At 42.9% G+C, this 16,849-nt stretch carries 18 protein-coding genes; 16 read left to right on the forward strand and 2 right to left on the reverse strand.

Features of this window, described 5'->3' with window-relative positions; all coding sequences use genetic code 11:
• The first annotated feature begins 104 nt into the window (after nucleotides 1-104).
• From CKO50_RS00780 to CKO50_RS00820, 9 genes are all read left to right on the forward strand, one after another.
• Nucleotides 105-1,184 (forward strand): pilus assembly protein PilM, encoded by a 1,080-nt coding sequence (locus CKO50_RS00780; protein WP_095726625.1) that lies wholly within the window; start codon nucleotides 105-107, stop codon nucleotides 1,182-1,184.
• The gene (locus CKO50_RS00785; RefSeq protein WP_095726626.1) at nucleotides 1,172-1,744 is read left to right on the forward strand and encodes a PilN domain-containing protein; all 573 of its coding nucleotides are present in this window, start codon (nucleotides 1,172-1,174) and stop codon (nucleotides 1,742-1,744) included. The genes CKO50_RS00780 and CKO50_RS00785 overlap by 13 nt, the downstream gene beginning before the upstream one ends.
• Nucleotides 1,745-1,760: 16 nt before the next feature.
• A complete protein-coding gene (locus tag CKO50_RS00790) occupies nucleotides 1,761-2,366 on the forward strand; it encodes a type 4a pilus biogenesis protein PilO (RefSeq protein WP_095726627.1) in 606 nt (201 codons plus the stop codon).
• On the forward strand, nucleotides 2,363-2,905 hold the full coding sequence (locus CKO50_RS00795; protein WP_095726628.1) for a pilus assembly protein PilP: 543 nt from the start codon (nucleotides 2,363-2,365) through the stop codon (nucleotides 2,903-2,905). Before CKO50_RS00790 ends, CKO50_RS00795 begins: the two co-directional genes overlap by 4 nt.
• Nucleotides 2,895-4,961: a type IV pilus secretin PilQ gene (locus CKO50_RS00800; protein WP_095726629.1), complete on the forward strand. Its 2,067-nt coding sequence runs from the start codon at nucleotides 2,895-2,897 to the stop codon at nucleotides 4,959-4,961. Before CKO50_RS00795 ends, CKO50_RS00800 begins: the two co-directional genes overlap by 11 nt.
• 150 nt (nucleotides 4,962-5,111) lie before the next feature.
• On the forward strand, nucleotides 5,112-5,630 hold the full coding sequence (aroK, locus tag CKO50_RS00805) for a shikimate kinase AroK (RefSeq protein ID WP_010607062.1): 519 nt from the start codon (nucleotides 5,112-5,114) through the stop codon (nucleotides 5,628-5,630).
• 24 nt (nucleotides 5,631-5,654) lie between these two features.
• Complete coding sequence (gene aroB / locus CKO50_RS00810; RefSeq protein ID WP_095726630.1) at nucleotides 5,655-6,725, forward strand: 3-dehydroquinate synthase; 1,071 nt, start codon at nucleotides 5,655-5,657, stop codon at nucleotides 6,723-6,725.
• The gene (locus CKO50_RS00815) at nucleotides 6,726-8,087 is read left to right on the forward strand and encodes an SPOR domain-containing protein (RefSeq protein WP_095726631.1); all 1,362 of its coding nucleotides are present in this window, start codon (nucleotides 6,726-6,728) and stop codon (nucleotides 8,085-8,087) included.
• Nucleotides 8,088-8,134: 47 nt separating this feature from the next.
• Nucleotides 8,135-8,968, forward strand: a complete 834-nt coding sequence (locus CKO50_RS00820; RefSeq protein ID WP_095726632.1) for a Dam family site-specific DNA-(adenine-N6)-methyltransferase — start codon at nucleotides 8,135-8,137, stop codon at nucleotides 8,966-8,968.
• Nucleotides 8,969-8,987: 19 nt separating this feature from the next.
• Here the strand turns inward: CKO50_RS00820 and CKO50_RS00825 are convergent, their stop codons facing one another.
• Complete coding sequence (locus CKO50_RS00825; protein WP_010368896.1) at nucleotides 8,988-9,182, reverse strand: DUF2970 domain-containing protein; 195 nt, start codon at nucleotides 9,180-9,182, stop codon at nucleotides 8,988-8,990.
• A gap of 38 nt (nucleotides 9,183-9,220) precedes the next feature.
• Nucleotides 9,221-9,523 carry a hypothetical protein gene (locus CKO50_RS00830; protein WP_095726633.1) on the reverse strand — a complete coding sequence of 101 codons (303 nt, stop codon included), beginning with the start codon at nucleotides 9,521-9,523 and terminating at the stop codon, nucleotides 9,221-9,223.
• Nucleotides 9,524-9,660: 137 nt separating this feature from the next.
• Between CKO50_RS00830 and rpe the strand changes: the two genes are divergently transcribed.
• The 7 genes from rpe to astA all read left to right on the forward strand — a co-directional run bounded on the left by rpe (nucleotide 9,661) and on the right by astA (nucleotide 16,834).
• A complete protein-coding gene (rpe, locus tag CKO50_RS00835; protein WP_010368892.1) occupies nucleotides 9,661-10,332 on the forward strand; it encodes a ribulose-phosphate 3-epimerase in 672 nt (223 codons plus the stop codon).
• On the forward strand, nucleotides 10,332-10,997 hold the full coding sequence (locus CKO50_RS00840) for an HAD-IA family hydrolase (RefSeq protein WP_095726634.1): 666 nt from the start codon (nucleotides 10,332-10,334) through the stop codon (nucleotides 10,995-10,997). The genes rpe and CKO50_RS00840 overlap by 1 nt, the downstream gene beginning before the upstream one ends.
• A 25-nt stretch (nucleotides 10,998-11,022) precedes the next feature.
• On the forward strand, nucleotides 11,023-12,027 hold the full coding sequence (trpS, locus tag CKO50_RS00845; protein WP_039494036.1) for a tryptophan--tRNA ligase: 1,005 nt from the start codon (nucleotides 11,023-11,025) through the stop codon (nucleotides 12,025-12,027).
• 186 nt (nucleotides 12,028-12,213) lie between these two features.
• The gene (locus CKO50_RS00850) at nucleotides 12,214-12,795 is read left to right on the forward strand and encodes an aminodeoxychorismate/anthranilate synthase component II (protein ID WP_095726635.1); all 582 of its coding nucleotides are present in this window, start codon (nucleotides 12,214-12,216) and stop codon (nucleotides 12,793-12,795) included.
• Nucleotides 12,796-13,008: 213 nt separating this feature from the next.
• The gene (locus CKO50_RS00855; protein ID WP_095726636.1) at nucleotides 13,009-14,184 is read left to right on the forward strand and encodes an HDOD domain-containing protein; all 1,176 of its coding nucleotides are present in this window, start codon (nucleotides 13,009-13,011) and stop codon (nucleotides 14,182-14,184) included.
• A gap of 357 nt (nucleotides 14,185-14,541) precedes the next feature.
• Nucleotides 14,542-15,753 carry an aspartate aminotransferase family protein gene (locus CKO50_RS00860; protein WP_095726637.1) on the forward strand — a complete coding sequence of 404 codons (1,212 nt, stop codon included), beginning with the start codon at nucleotides 14,542-14,544 and terminating at the stop codon, nucleotides 15,751-15,753.
• 67 nt (nucleotides 15,754-15,820) lie between these two features.
• The gene (astA, locus tag CKO50_RS00865; RefSeq protein ID WP_010607072.1) at nucleotides 15,821-16,834 is read left to right on the forward strand and encodes an arginine N-succinyltransferase; all 1,014 of its coding nucleotides are present in this window, start codon (nucleotides 15,821-15,823) and stop codon (nucleotides 16,832-16,834) included.
• Nucleotides 16,835-16,849: the final 15 nt, after the last annotated feature.

A 16,849-nucleotide genomic window follows, 5' to 3' on the forward strand; every position in this document is an offset into this window, starting at 1 on the left:
ATTACAGGTAGACACTGCTAGTATATCTTGATTAAAAAACGATTAATATTTTTGTGTGCTAAATTTTTATAGTACACAGTCTTAAAAGGAAACGGGCGCTTCACATGCTGAGCCAACTACTAAAAAAACAAGCACCTCTGATGATAGGGATCGACATCGGCTCCCATTGTGTCAAAGCTGTGTTGCTGTCGAAGACAAGTTCCAGCTATCGTGTAGAAGCCGTTGCGATTGAACCTGTTCCGAAAGGAGCTGTAAATGAAAGGGCCATTCAAGACATTGAAGCGATCGGCAACGCGATAACTAAAATGAAGCGGCGCATTCCAAAGCTCACGCAATATGCAGCAGTTGCCGTATCCGGTCAGACCGTGATTACAAAAGTGATCTTTATGGATGTGTCATTAACTGATGCTGAACTCGAGTCTCAGATAGCCATTGAAGCTGATAGCTTAATTCCTTACCCATTAGATGAAGTTAGTCTAGATTTTGAAAAAATTGGAGTAAACGAAGCCGATCCGTCAAAAATGAATGTACTGCTTTCTGCGGCGCGTACCGAAAGCGTGCAAGCACGAGTAGGTGCATTGGAAGAAGCAGGCTTCAAAGCGAAAGTTGTCGATGTAGAGAACTATGCACTGAGTAGAGCCATGGACGTTATTTATCCTGAGCTACCCAACGATGCCTTCGATAAAATCGTAGCAATGATAGATATTGGCGCTGTACTTACGCTGATAAGCGTTATTCAATCAGGGAAAACGATTTACACCCGTGATCAAGTGTTTGGTGGCGAACAATATACCAACAGCATTGTGGCTTATTACAACAAAACCTACGATGAAGCAGAACTGGCGAAAACGACGGGAGATTTACCTCCCAACTATACCTTTGAAGTCTTGGCTCCTTTCCAAACTTCTATGTTGCAGCAAATTCGTCGAGCAGTGCAAATGTTTATGACGACCAGTGGTAAAGATCATATCGACTACATCGTGTTGACGGGTGGAACGGCTTTAGTGGATGGCTTAGATAAACTGCTCATTGATGAGCTTGGGATCCACACAATAGTGGCAGACCCGTTTACTGATATGGAGATTGCACCAAAAGTAGACAGGCATGTGCTACAAAAGCATACAGCGCAGTTCGCCTTAGCGACAGGTTTAGCACTAAGGAGCTTCTCATCATGCCACATATAAATTTGCTTCCTTGGCGCGAGCAGCAAAGGCAAGCGTCGCAACAAATCTTTCTGACTATCATCGCGGTGATCATCGCGGCTTGTTTGCTGTTAATGTACATGCTTGGCAGCTTTTATGACGGTTTAAAAACTGGGCAAGAAATTAAAAACCGCTACCTCGAAAGTGAGATCTCTCAACTAGATTCCCGGATAGTTGCTATTAACGATCTGAATAAGCAAAAAGAAAATTTACAGCGCCGTATTCGGCTTATTGAAGAGTTGCAACTCAACCGTAGTCTCGGTACGCAAATTATCGATGAAATAGCACGAGTGGTTCCGGCTGGGGTTTATCTCACCAGTCTTGAGCGACAAGACAATATGATAAAAGTCATTGGTCGTAGTGAATCAAACAACCGCTTATCACAGATGCTACGACAAGTTGAATCGTCATATTTATTAGAACGACCGGTGATCCAAGGCATAGTTGCCGGTGAGCAAAGTTCAAAATTACTGAGTGATTTTACGATGCATTTTTATGTTAAGTCTCATGAAGACATCCACTTAGCCGATAAAGCGAAATAGGGCGGAGGCACAGTGCATGAATTTTGACTTAAACAGTTTAAAGGAAATCGATTGGAATGAGCTGGAGCTCGATAATATTGGTCATTGGCCATTTCCTGTAAAAGTTTTATGTTCCGTTCTGGTGGTTTTACTCATGTTGGTGTTGGGTTATAACCTGATGGTTTCAAGTTCCATTGCTCGCTACGACCAAGCGGTTAAAAAAGAGCAAGAGCTAAGAACGAGTTACCGAATTAAATACGCAAGAGCAAACAATTTAGAGCTATATAAACAGCAAATGATTGATATGGAAGCGCAATTTACAGAGCTGTTGAGACGACTGCCAAGCTCCAACGAAACGCCTGGGTTACTGGATGATTTGACTTATGTTGGTACCTCTAGCGGATTAACCTTCCTAAAAATTGGTTGGATGCCAGAGGTACGTAAAGAGTTTTATACTGAATTGCCGATTAAGTTAGAAGTGATAGGTAAGTATCATGAATTTGGTCAGTTTGTAAGTAAAGTATCTGAGTTGCCTCGTATCGTCAGCCTACATGATTTTAGAATTGAAAATGCAGGAAATGGCGAGCTGGTATTTAGTGTTGTGGCAAAAACTTATCGCTATGAGCAAGGAGGTCAGAAATGATCCGGTTAATGCTCTGCGTAACCACATTGATGTTCATCTCAGGTTGTAATGATAGTACGGCAGAACAAAAAGAATTTATTGATCAGGTAAAAGCAAGCTCAACACCGAAAATTGAGCCTATACCTGAAATGCAGGACTATGAGCCATTTAAGTATAGTGCTTCGGAGTTACGTAGTCCTTTTGTTGCGCCGCAGCCCGAAGTGATTGAAAATAAACTGGTTCAAATTAAAAACTGCTTACACCCAGATCCTGATAGAGCTCGCTATCCGTTAGAGAAGTTTCCGTTGGATAACCTGCGTATGAAAGGCATTATCGCTAAATCTGACGGTCGTTGGGCACTAATCGAAGCGGCAACGCAGGGGTTATATCGTGTTAAACGTGGTGAATATATGGGTTTGTATCATGGCAAAGTGCTGAGTGTACATGCTGATCATTTAGAATTATTAGAATTGATCCCAGATGGAACGGGATGTTGGAAAGAAAGGCTAACAAAAGTGGAAATGTTAGAAGCGGAACAAGGTGGCGCGAGTGAATACTAACAATAACGTTATAAAATCAACCATTAAAAGCACTCGAACACTATGGCGTTCCGTGCTCGGTGTTGCCTTAGTTGGCCTTTCGTCAATTGTGCATGCCATTCCTATGTTGTATGACATTCGCTATAACCCCGTTCCGACAGGTGAAACTCAGCTACAACTGGTGTTTGATGAAAAACTCAATACAGAGCCAAAAGTTCGTGTTGTCGGCGAAAGTGCTAGCATTGAATTATTTTTTCAGCAGGCTGAGTTTGAAGAAAGCTTAAAAGCTTTGAGTATTGATAAAGCTGGTATTCAAGGCATTACCAGTGAACTCAGAGATGGTGGTTTTGCCGTTTCCATCAACATGGATGAACTGAAGCTATATAAAACCGAAGTTAAGAATAATCTTGTGATAGTGGAAGTGTCTAACAAACCGATTGTCTCTGAACAAGATCAAAGTCAAAAAGTCACTGCATTTATCAACCAAATTCAAGCTATCGATTTTCGTCGCGGTGAGAAAGGTGAAGCTAAAGTACTTGCGTTTCTTGAGCACAACCAAGCGGCCATCGATGTACAAGAGCGCGGTGGTAAAATCATTGCGGACTTCCACCATATCGATATTGCAGAAGACCTGCTATACGAACTCGATGTGTTAGATTTTGGCACTGTGGTATCTCGCATAGAAACCTTTAAAGAAGACAATAAAAGCCGTATTGTGATTGAGCCAAATGCGGCATTCAAGTTTACCTATCAACAGCTTGATAACATCTTTACCTTATCAGTTGAAAAAGACGAAGGTAATAAAACCTTTGGCGATAAAAAAGAGTACAAAGGTCAGCCGATCACGCTGAATTTTCAGGATATTCCAATTCGCTCTGTACTACAGATCATCGCCGATACAAATAACTTTAACCTAGTAACGAGTGACACCGTATCTGGCAATATTACTCTGCGTTTAGATGGTGTACCTTGGGATCAAGCGCTTGATGTTGTGTTACGTGTGAAAGGACTAGATAAGCGTATGGATGGCTCTATTTTGATGGTCGCGCCATCTGAAGAGCTAGCGGCTAGGGAAGCCAAAGAATTACAAGCACGTCAACAAGTTGAAGAGCTAGAGCCATTATATAGCGAGTATATTCAACTTAATTACGCGAAAGCGGAAGAATTTGCTGACTTACTTAAAACAGATATCAATTCTATAATTAGTCATCGTGGTAGTGTGTCCGTTGATAAACGCACCAATACTTTATTAATTAAAGATACCTCACGCAGTATTGAAAGTGTACGTCGGATGGTTGAAACCCTAGATGTGCCAGTAAAACAGGTGCGTATTGAATCGCGCATGGTTACTGTAGATGACACAGTACAAGAAGACTTAGGTGTTCGCTGGGGCTTTAGTGATCAGCAAGGCAGTGATGCTATCTCTGGTACGCTAGACGGTGCTAATGCGCTATCCAATGGTAATATTCCGTCGTTGGAAAACCGCTTAAACGTTAATTTAGGCGTGAAAGGAGTCCCTGCTGGTAGTATTGGTATGCACATTGCGAAATTAGCTGATGGCACGTTGATCGATCTTGAGTTGTCTGCACTGGAGCAAGAGAATAAAGGTGAGATAATCGCAACGCCAAGTATCACCACGGCCAATCAGAAAAAGGCGCGTATAGAACAAGGTACAGAAATTCCTTACGTAGAGGCATCATCAAGTGGTGCAACGACGGTGAGTTTCAAAAAAGCGGTTCTGAGCTTGGAGGTGACACCGCAAATCACACCTGATAATAAAATAATTCTCGACTTAGTGATTACACAAGACACTAAAGGTGATACCGTGCAAACGCCAAATGGCCCGGCGACGGCAATCAATACCCAAGAGATCCAAACACAAGTACTGGTCGAAAATGGTCAAACTATCGTACTGGGTGGTATCTATCAGCAAGAAGTGAAAACGGCAGTGAGTAAGATCCCAATTTTGGGCGATATCCCATATTTAGGTCTATTGTTTAAGAACTCTCGTGATATTAATGAAAAGCGAGAATTGCTGATATTTGTGACGCCTAAGATCATTCAAGACAGTTTATAGGCCCGTTGACAGTAAAAGTATTGCGCTTTTTGCGTGGTTTGACTTGAAATTGTTCACGGATTACTGAGATAATCCCCTCCTTAATTTTGGGGCCAGGTCGTTAGGCGGGGTTTTATTTCAAATTTTAGAGTTCGTTTGTACTAAAAAGATATGGCTGAGAAACGTAATATATTTCTAGTAGGCCCGATGGGGGCTGGTAAAAGCACGATTGGTCGTCACATTGCAGATCAATTACACCTTGAATTTTTTGATTCGGATCAGGAAATTGAGCGCCGTACAGGTGCTGATATTTCTTGGGTGTTCGATATTGAAGGCGAAGAGGGGTTCCGCAAGCGTGAAGAAAGCGTCATCTCTGACCTAACAGAAATGCAAGGCATTGTGTTAGCGACAGGTGGTGGCTCTGTGATCAGCAAAGAAGTGCGCAACAAGTTGTCTGCGCGCGGTATTGTTGTTTATCTAGAAACGCCGATCGAAAAACAGGTAGCTCGTACTCAGCGTGATAAGCGTCGTCCATTACTACAAACCAGTGAAGACTCACGTGACGTACTAGAGCGCTTAGCCGATGAGCGTGAACCACTATATAGAGAAGTGGCAGATCACGTTGTTCGTACGGATGAGCAAAGCGCTAAAGTAGTTGCAAACCAAATTATTGAAAAATTAGATTTCTAATATCAACACCGTAGGAGGGAAGCCATGCTTGAATTAAAGGTTGATTTAAACGAGCGAAGCTATCCCATCTTCATCGGTGAACATCTCTTATCAGATAAAGGACGGCTTAAGCAGTATGTTGGGCAAAGTCGTCCTGTTATCGTCACCAATACAACCATTGCACCTTTATATTTAGACAGTCTGTTAGCGATATTTGACGCTCAAAAACCGCTACACTTTGTTATCCCTGATGGTGAACAATACAAATCACTAGAGTGGTTTGAAAAGATCTCTGCTTTTTTGCTCGAGCATAATTGTGGTCGAGATACGTGTTTGATTGCCCTCGGTGGTGGCGTGGTTGGCGACTTGACTGGTTTTGTTGCAGCATGCTATCAGCGTGGTGTTCCGTTTATTCAAATCCCTACGACTTTGCTGTCACAAGTAGATTCGTCGGTTGGTGGTAAAACAGCGGTAAATCATCCGCTAGGTAAAAACATGATTGGTGCTTTCTATCAGCCAAAAGCGGTTTTTATCGACACCAAGACCTTAAGTACATTACCAGCAAGAGAGTTTGCTGCGGGTATGGCTGAAGTCATTAAATATGCGTTGATCTATGATGCATCTTTTCTTGATACATTAACGGAGCAACACCCTCAGCTCAGCGCTCTAGATGCTGAAAGCCTTCAACAAGTTATTTATAAGTGTTGTGCAATAAAAGCTGAGATTGTCGCAAAAGACGAAACCGAAGCTGGGTTGCGTGCATTACTCAACCTGGGTCACACTTTTGGCCATGCGATTGAAGCGCAAATGGGCTATGGTAACTGGTTGCATGGTGAGGCCGTTGCTGCTGGTATGATGATAGCAGCAAATCTAGCTTACCAGCGCGGCGCGCTTAGTGCTGCTGATGTTGAAAAGATCCGTCGCGTTATTGCGCTTTATCAATTACCGACAGAAGCGCCAAGCGAGATGACCGCAGCGCAGTTTTTACAACATATGCGCAAAGACAAAAAGAACAAACAAGGCAAAATTCGCTTTATTCTGCCAACGCAACTAGGTCAATGTGCGCTAGTGGATGATGTTAGCGATGAAACCGTGGTAACTCTAATAGGTCGTTAAATGCAGTCGCAAATTTTACCAAGCAGAGCTGCATTGGTAGATAGAATTGCTATGCAATTCGACTATGGCCAAAACCTGATAACCCTAGTCGGTTCTTCTGGTCTTGGTAAAAGCTACCTTGCAGAGTCGTTTCTTACCGATAAATACCCAGACTTTAACAAAGCGTTTGTAAAGTTGACTGCAAATACTCAAGAGTTTGATGTAGTGCGGCAGTTGCTTGAGCATAGCTTTCGCAGTCCTCTCATTGATCAGAAGTTATCTCTAAGTGAAAACTTCATGCTGCTCCACGATGAACAAGCTTGTGGACCATGTTTATGGGTTTTAGACAACGCTAGGCATTTAACCCAAGAGCTTGCGGAACAACTACAAAAGCTCGCAAAATCTTCTCGCGAAACAATTTACATACTCGCTACGGCGCAGCAGCCTCAGCTGCTCCCTGAAAGTCTGGATATTCATATCGAGCCTTTATCCGTGCTCGAAAGTAAGCGCTTGATGAGCATGTTTTACAAAGACTTACCGCCTGACGAAGATCCTATTTTTAATACGTTTGTTGCTGAAGCTCGAGGTAATCCGAGTGTTTTACTTTCTTGGCAGCCACAGCAACAGAGCTTGAATTTACGTGAACAAAGCTCCAAAGTAGGTAGCAAATCACAATGGCAATGGTATGTTATTGCGCTTTGTTTGGTATTAACAGCGTTGATGGTTGCTTTAGTGTATAAGCAAGAATTAAAACGATACTGGACACCGACTCAAGGTAATGAAGGAGCAGTAGCTACTGCTATTGATGCGCAAGCTGTATTTGAAGCGCCAAATGCTACAGTTGAAAAAGTTGAAATTGAAAACGACGTGCAACCAGAGTTGCCAACCGAAGCGCCAACGCAAATCGAAACTGCGCCTGTTGGCAGTATTTTATCTGCACTAACTGAAGCAAAAGAAGATACTACAAACAACAATAACGCGCTATCAGAGCAAGCGATTACACCTGAAGAAGCCGATGTGGATAGTACTTCTGCCACTTTATCGCCAGTAAAAGAGCTTCAGCACGCGGAACTTGAACCATTGACTGGTAACCCTTGGTATCTCAGTCGTTCAGATGATGAATGGGTGATCCAATTACTTGCTGTGACAGAAAGTGAGATTGCAGCTGGGTTTATGGCGGAGCATAACGAGGTAGTGACACAGCAGTTTACTGTTTTAAGAAATGGCCGAACTTGGTTTGTGGTTACAACTGATGCTTATGAGAGTTTGGCCACAGCGAAGCAAGCAAAGGCAGTATTGCCAGAAGCGCTACAAAAAGGTCAGCCATTTTTTAAGAGAATGAGTAAAATTAAACAAGAAATTACTCAGTCTCTCGGTAATTAGCCACATTTAGTGTAAAATCGCGCAACCACTCACGACATAGAACGAGCATGCAACAAAAGACTAGAGCCTTCTTAAAATGGGCAGGCGGAAAATACAGCTTAGTAGAAGATATTTCTAAGCGCCTACAAGCAGCAAGTAATGAAGCCGACACGCTAGTAGAACCTTTTGTTGGAGCGGGATCTGTATTCCTGAATACTCAGTTTAAGCATTATGTATTAAATGACATTAACGCAGATCTTATCAACCTGTATAAAGAATTAAAACGTATTCCTGATGAATTTATCAGTGACGCTAAAAGGCTATTTGTCGAGCTGAATAACCATCCAGATGCTTATTATGCGTATCGACAACAGTTTAACGAAAGCATTGATGTGTATGAGCGTGCGATTCTATTTCTATATATGAACCGCCATGGCTACAATGGTTTATGTCGTTATAACTTAAAGGGGATCTTTAACGTCCCTTTTGGTAAGTACAAAAAGCCTTACTTTCCAGAGCGCGAGTTATATGTGTTTGCTGAAAAAGCCCAGCAGGCCACCTTTACCTGTCAAAGTTACAGCCAAGTATTTGAAACCATGCCAAAGAACGCAGTAGTGTATTGCGATCCACCGTATGTACCTTTGAGCAAAACTGCGTCATTTACTAGCTATGCAAAAGGTGGCTTTAACTTAGACGACCAAGCGCAATTGGCGAACCTTGCGGAAACTGCAGCTTTTGAAAAACAAACGCCAGTGTTAATCTCCAATCACGACACGGTATGGACACGAAAGATTTATAATCAAGCGAGGCTAGATGTGATCAAGGTGAAACGCACAATTAGTCCTAAAGGTAATGGGCGGAATAAAGTTGACGAACTAATGGCGTTATATCACCGTCCGTAATTTGCTGCGGCATAAAGGACTAAGCCAAAACTACACCATTTACAAACCAAATTAAGCCAATGACAAAGGCGGCGACAAAAACGATGCCCGCAAAAGCAAACGGCCAAAAATGCTTTTTGTTAAAGTCATATGCTTGTTTTTGACCACTCTGCACACCAAACATCGCTGCACAGACACTTTGAACTAACGCGAATTTACTATTGGAAGAAGCCATAGTGTTTACCTCTTACCAGTTGATTGGTTCAACTGGTATTAGTAAGGAGATGAAACTTTACTACGGCTTTGATTGTCTTTAGAGCCAAGTAATAACTCAAGCAAATCCAAATAATGGAATTGGCCACTCGAACTACCGCCAGTCAACCACGCAGCCCAACTGGTGTGTGCTTCTTGCTGACATTCCACAGCATTTATTCGACTGCTTAAATTGCCAGTGCTACAAGTGCATGCGGAGTAATTTGCGGCAAGATTTTCATCATTGTCGAAAGAAAATACCCCTGCCGACACGGCTAATACCGTCCCAAGCAGAGCAATCCGTGCTTTATATCTAGAAACCATAACCCTATCCCCAGAAGTTAGATATCATATAATGATACACAATGTTCGTTTATTGCACAATCATAAAGCACCTTAAATCGCAGACATTTTGGGCAATTTACGGTACAGTATCGCGGTCTTACGTTTAGGGGAAAAGTATGTCTGATTTTTTAATTGCACCATCCATTCTATCCGCAGATTTTGCGAGGTTAGGCGAAGATGTTGAAAAGGTACTGACAGCAGGTGCCGACGTGGTTCATTTCGATGTAATGGATAATCACTATGTGCCAAATTTAACTTTTGGTCCAATGATTTGTGACGCATTAAGAAATTACGGAATTACAGCTCCTATCGACGTACACTTGATGATAAAGCCTGTAGATAGTCTAATTCCCGAGTTTGCTAAAGCCGGGGCGAGCATTATTACATTTCACCCAGAGGCCAGCGAGCATATAGACAGAAGCCTTGCGCTGATTAAAGAGTCAGGTTGTAAAGCGGGCTTGGTATTTAATCCGGGCACACCACTGCATTATCTTGATCATGTGATGGATAAAATTGATCAAATCCTCTTGATGTCAGTAAACCCGGGCTTTGGTGGACAAAGTTTTATCCCACATACACTTGAGAAATTAAAAGAAGCGAGAGCACGCATTGACGCTTCCGGTCGCGATATTCGTCTTGAAGTGGATGGGGGAATTAAGGTGGACAACATTGCTGAGGTCGCAGCTGCCGGTGCAGACATGTTTGTTGCAGGTTCCGCTATCTTTAATCAACCCGATTACAAAGCGGTAATAGACGCCATGCGTCAAGAATTAGCAAAGGTAAAATAATGCGTTTTGAGGGTATTTTATTTGACCTCGATGGCACGTTAGTTGATAGCGTCGAGGATATGTATATGGCGCTCAATTTAACGCTGTCTGAGCTTGCTCACCCAATTGTTAGTCATGCTCTAGTGCGTGAATGGGTAGGTAACGGCATCGATATGTTAGTAAAAAGAGGTCTAAGCGGTAGCCATGAAGTTAGCGAAGCGCTATCCGAAAGTTTAGCGCACACCGCCATTGAGCGCTTTAAAGTGCATTATGATGAATTAGTTGGTCAGTATGCAGGTTTATATCCGCATGTTGAGACGGGGTTATCTGCATTTGCCACAGTGCCAAAAGCCATCGTGACCAATAAAAATCGTGCATTTACGCTAAAACTGCTGGATAAATTAAATCTCACTTCGCATTTTGATTGTATCGTCTGTGGTGACGATACAGATAAAAAGCCCTCACCAGCACCGCTATTGCTGGCAGCCGAGCGTCTTGGTATACCTGCGGATAAGCTAATCATGGTTGGCGATTCTAAAAGCGATATTTTGGCCGCTCAGGGCGCTAAGATACCTGTGATTGCTTTAAATTATGGGTATAATCAGGGATTCGATTTGAAAGAGTTCAATCCACAGTACCTTTGTGATGGATTCTTAGATATTATTCCCATTATCAATCAACGTTAATTCAATGAAGAAATAAAGGAACGACATGAGTAAACCTGTAGTATTAAGTGGTATTCAGCCAACCGGTGGTATGACAATAGGCAATTACGTAGGTGCCATTAACCAGTGGCTTAAACTACAAAACGATCATGATTGTTACTTTATGTTGGTTGACTTGCATGCCATTACGGTTCGCCAAGAGCCACAGCAGCTACGCGATCGCGTATTAGACGGCGTAGCACTATATACCGCTTGCGGCATTGACCCAGATAAATCGTCACTATTTGTACAATCACAGGTTCCTGAGCATGCTCAACTAGGTTGGGTGCTAAACTGTTATGCACAGATGGGTGAGTTAAACCGCATGACGCAGTTTAAAGATAAGTCAGCAAAGCACGCCAATAACGTCAACGTTGGCTTATTCGCCTATCCAGTATTGCAAGCTGCGGATATTTTATTGTATCAAGCGGATCAAGTACCAGTTGGTGAAGACCAAAAACAGCACCTTGAGTTGACCCGCGATATCGCAACGCGCTTTAACAACCTGTATGGCGATGTCTTTAAGATCCCAGAGCCTTATATTCCAGAGTTTGGCGCTCGTGTTATGAGTCTGCAAGATCCGAGCAAGAAGATGTCAAAATCAGACGAAAACCCAAATGGTTTTGTGATGCTGTTGGATGAACCGAAGAAGATAGAGAAAAAGCTGAAAAAAGCGGTAACGGATTCAGATGAGCAAGCACGTATTTACTTTGATCGTGTTGAAAAGCCAGGAGTATCCAACTTACTGACGCTACTAAGTGTTGCGACTAAGCGCTCAATTGAAGAGTTAGTGCCAGAGTACGAAGACAAAATGTACGGTCATTTGAAGAAAGACACTGCCGATGCGGTAGTGAATATGCTTGAGCCGATCCAAGCGCGCTTTAAAGAAATCCGTGAAGATCAAACTCTGCTGAACGAAATCATGAAAAAAGGCGCGGAAAAAGCAAGTATTCGTGCCGAAAAAACACTGAAAGCTGTGTATGACGCCGTCGGTTTTATTCCTCGCGGTTAATAAAACACAATAAAAAGACACCATTTATGGTGTCTTTTTGTATTACAAGGGTCTACAGACCCTTGGTTTAAAGCAGATACTAGATATAAGAAAATCCTCCTGTTGAGTTCGTGATAAAATAGATTTATAACGAACATCTTTACCCCAGTGGCGAATAGGCCGCTTGGTTCTTTTAGTGGTACCTACATGCTGTTGATGATTGATAACTATGATTCCTTTACCTACAACCTAGTGCAGTATTTTCAGCGCTTAGATGTGGATGTGCTGGTAAAGCGAAATGATGAAATCAGCACCTCACAAATCAAGCAGCTTAATCCCAAATATGTTGTGCTATCTCCTGGCCCTTGCAGTCCTGATGAAGCGGGGATCTCGCTTGAAGTCGTAAAACGTCTACAGGGACAAATCCCTATTCTCGGCATTTGCCTTGGTCATCAAACTATTGCACAAGCTTTAGGTGGCAAAGTCATTCGCGCAAAACAAGTGATGCATGGGAAAACGTCTCAAGTGCACCATCACAATATAGGCGTATTTCAAGGCCTGCCATCACCATACGAAGTATGCCGCTACCACTCTTTGGTTGTTGAGCAAAGTAGCTTACCAAAGTCTCTAGCCGTAACGGCCTGGACACAGACACAAGAGGGTGAGCGTGATGAAATTATGGGACTCTTGGCATCCGATAGAGCACTTGAAGGTGTGCAATTTCACCCAGAAGCTATCCTCACTGAACACGGCTTAGCATTACTTGATAACTTTATAAAACGCTTCTAAAGTTTAAACAAAACCAACAGGATTTCGCCTAGGTGTTATGCATCCATATTCGCGGCGTTTTTGTTGGTTAGACTGGTTTTTGATACATAACTTTTTGATTCTATTGTGCGCAATATCAAATCATAATATTGCTTTTACTGGTATAATGTTAATCAGTAAGACGATTCTGTTGAGTGCTTAACTCAGTGTTTTTCCTTTAGATAAGTAGCATGCATGACGCAAGAAAATAAGCAAATTAGAATGGCACAAGCGCTATCCGAGCGTGCCCATGACCTTCTTATCAGCCTCAACTTTGCGCAAAAGCAAATAGGCTATATCCATACATTTGATATTAGCTATGGGGAGAATATCGCACAGCGCACTATGCTAGAGGTGGAAATTGCAGCGGCTGCAAAACGCCAAGAAAGCAGCACAAGCCATCACAAATATATTGCCAAAGCGAGTAAGCATCTACATTCAGTTATTGAAGAAGCTATCACAAAGCAACTGCATGACCTTGATAATATCTATCATGAAGTCATTGGCATTCAAGACTCCGTTCCTGCGATTTTAGACATTCTTGCCGTGCGCTCAGCCTCAGTTGGGCGTTTAGAACCTTTGGTTAATGACTTAAGTTGGTTGGGTCGTGAGCTGGTTTCGCTAGTCAACTTGCCACAGTATCGCAAAAAAAACAGTAAAGGCACGTCCATTAAGGTCGATACGCCGGCATTAGCATTAAGGTATTTAGGCCTTGAGAACTTGCAAATGGTGATCCCGACAATGGCGGTAAGACACTGGATGCCGCATGCTACAGAACCATTTGGCTTAATGAAGCGTAAATTACGCGAGCTGAGCATGAGCACGGCCATTGCGGCAAAAGAGCTGGCACCATTTTTTGGGGTAAAAGAACAGCATGCGTTTACTTTAGGCATGTTACTAGAACTTGGGAAAGTGGCCTTGATCCGTCTTTATTTACGCACCTTCGAAAAGGTGTGGCAAGCCAAGGTACAAATAGCACGAGACAAAAAGCAAAAAGACCTACACACCGCATTAATGGAGTTATCACCTGATCCGTTATTTTTACGTAATTTGTTGATAGAACATTCAGCAGAGATTTCACGTCAGCTAATTGAAAAAATGGAGTTACGTTATTTGCCCTTTAATGCAGTCATGGAAGAGTATGCGCAAACTTATCTACCAAATGCGCATAAAAACATTGCTGACCCATTACCACTGACACAAGTGATGCAAAAAGCCTATGGCTACGCACAACTGCTTGTTTTAAAAGATAGCCAGTTAATTGAAGACGACGAAGCCGAGATTTTGCTCAATCATTTAGAACTTACCGAGGAAATGCGTCAGCAATTGGCAAAATGTGCGTTCCATAACCTGCAGTTGACGATTTTGTAAAAAAAATTGAAATTTTTTTTGCGACTATTCATTCAAAACCTAATCTTAAATGATCTGTGCAAGGCTGCACAGCGCTTGCTTTACCCTAAATATCTGCCCTAGATAGTTATTCACTTGAGTTGAGAATATATGTTAAACCCTTGAATGCTAAGGGCTGAGAACGTGGTATAAGTGAGACAAATGGCGCTTTTTCTGGAATAATGAGCGTATGAATTTTGTGCCATCAAGGGGCGGGTCAAAATACATAGCACCGAATTGGTGTGAATAAATATCCTATCAAGTGGCGGCAACGCGCCGACCTCCAAAAGGAAATGACTCCTTGTTTGCACTTTCACTCACCAAATATGAGGAAATAAAATGACTATCAATCGTGAATTGTTTGACGACGTAATGGTACCTAACTACGCACCTTCAGCGGTAATTCCAGTGAAAGGTGAAGGTTCTCGAGTATGGGATCAGGAAGGTCGTGAGTACATCGATTTTGCTGGTGGTATCGCAGTTAACTGTCTAGGTCATTGTCACCCAGCTTTGGTGGGCGCGCTTAAAGAGCAAGGCGAGAAAATTTGGCATCTATCTAACGTGATGACCAATGAGCCTGCATTACGTTTAGCGAAAAAGCTAACCGATGCCACGTTCGCAGAAAAAGTCTACTTTGCAAACTCAGGTGCAGAAGCGAACGAAGCGGCGCTTAAACTAGCACGCCGTTGGGCACTAGATAAGTTTGGTGCTGAAAAGTCGCAAATCATCTCTTTCAACAAAGGTTTCCACGGCCGTACTTTCTTCACTGTAACTGTAGGTGGTCAAGCTGCATACTCTGATGGCTTTGGTCCAAAGCCGGGCGACATTGTTCACACAGACTATAACGATTTAGCGGCATTTGAAGCGCTTATCTCAGACAACACTTGTGCCGTGATGATGGAGCCGCTACAAGGCGAAGGTGGTATCGTTTCACCAACGGCTGAGTTTGTAAAAGGTGTTCGCGAGCTGTGTGACAAGCACAACGCGCTACTTATTTTTGATGAAGTGCAAACTGGTGTTGGCCGTACTGGTGACCTGTATGCATACCAAGGTTTAAACGTAACCCCTGATATTTTAACAACGGCTAAAGCACTTGGCGGTGGTTTCCCTATCGGCGCGATGATCACAACAACTGAGATTGCTGCGCACCTAAAAGTAGGTACTCACGGTTCTACATACGGCGGTAACCCGCTGGCGTGTGCGGTTGCAGAAGCGGCATTTGACACAGTAAACACAACAGCAGTACTTGATGGCGTAAAAGCAAAAGAGCAGCTGTTCCGTGAACTACTAAACGACATCAACGAAAAGTACAACGTATTCACCGAAGTACGTGGTAAAGGTCTATTGCTTGGTGGTGTAGTCACTGAAAAGTACGAAGGCAAAGCAAAAGAATTCTTGGTTGAAGGTATCAAGCAAGGCGTGATGTCACTGGTTGCTGGTGCAAACGTAGTACGTTTCACTCCATCTCTAGTTATTCCAGAAGCTGACATCCGCGAAGGGATGGCACGCTTCGAAAAAGCCGTTGCTGCGGTAGTTGCTAACAACGCTTAATACTGGTTGCAAGGTCACCTTTTGGTGGCCTTGTTGTTATCCACATTTTTGAGGAGTAAGCGGGCTCATGATGATCCTTCGCCCAATCCAAGAAAGCGATTATCCAGCGCTTTTAAACATTGCTCACGAATCAGGCCACGGTTTTACCTCTTTGCCTGTTAACGAAGAGCTATTACAGAAGAAGATTGCACGCTCTGTTGCTTCATTTGGCAAGCAAGCAGACAAGCCTTTTGATGAAGGCTATTTATTTGTATTAGAAGATACTGAAACAGGCGAGGTGGTTGGTACCAGCGGTATCGAAGCAGCGGTTGGTTTAGATGATGCGTTTTATCATTATCACCTAAGCAAAGTGATCCACTCTTCACGCACACTCGATGTTTATAAAGCAGTGGATATTTTAACGCTATGTAATGACTACACTGGCGCGACGGAATTATGCACCCTGTTTTTGAAAGATGGCTATCGCAAAGGCGCAAACGGCAAACTGCTATCTCGCTCTCGCTTTATGTTTATTAACCAACATCGTGCTCGTTTTGCTGAAACCGTTATCGCGGAAATGCGTGGTGTTTCTAACGAGCAAGGCGAAAGCCCGTTCTGGCAATGGCTTGAAGAGCATTTCTTCTCGATGGATTTCCCGACAGCGGATTATCTAACGGGTATCGGCCAAAAGGTCTTTATTGCTGAATTAATGCCAAAGTACCCAATCTACGTGAACCTGCTTAGTAAAGAAGCACAAGCGGTGATTGGTGAAGTTCACGACAATACGCGCCCTGCTATTGAGCTATTAAAGAGCGAAGGTTTCACATTTAATGGTTATGTTGATATCTTCGACGCGGGTCCAACGGTAGAAGCTAAAGTGGGGAACATCCGCACGGTTCGCAATAGTGAAACTCGTACTGTGAAAATAGGCGAAAGCAACGGTGGATTCCCTGTTATGGTCGCAAATGGTAAACTTGTTGATTATCGCGCGACAGTAATTGAGTTAGCCCTGACTGATGGCAATGAAGTAACGCTTGCTCCACATGTTGCCGCGGCGCTAAAAGTTGAAGAAGGCGATCAAGTAAGCCTAGTAAAGATTTAAGATTGGGAACAGATT

Source organism: Pseudoalteromonas sp. HM-SA03 (assembly GCF_002289345.1).
In the GTDB taxonomy this organism is placed as follows: Bacteria; Pseudomonadota; Gammaproteobacteria; order Enterobacterales; family Alteromonadaceae; genus Pseudoalteromonas.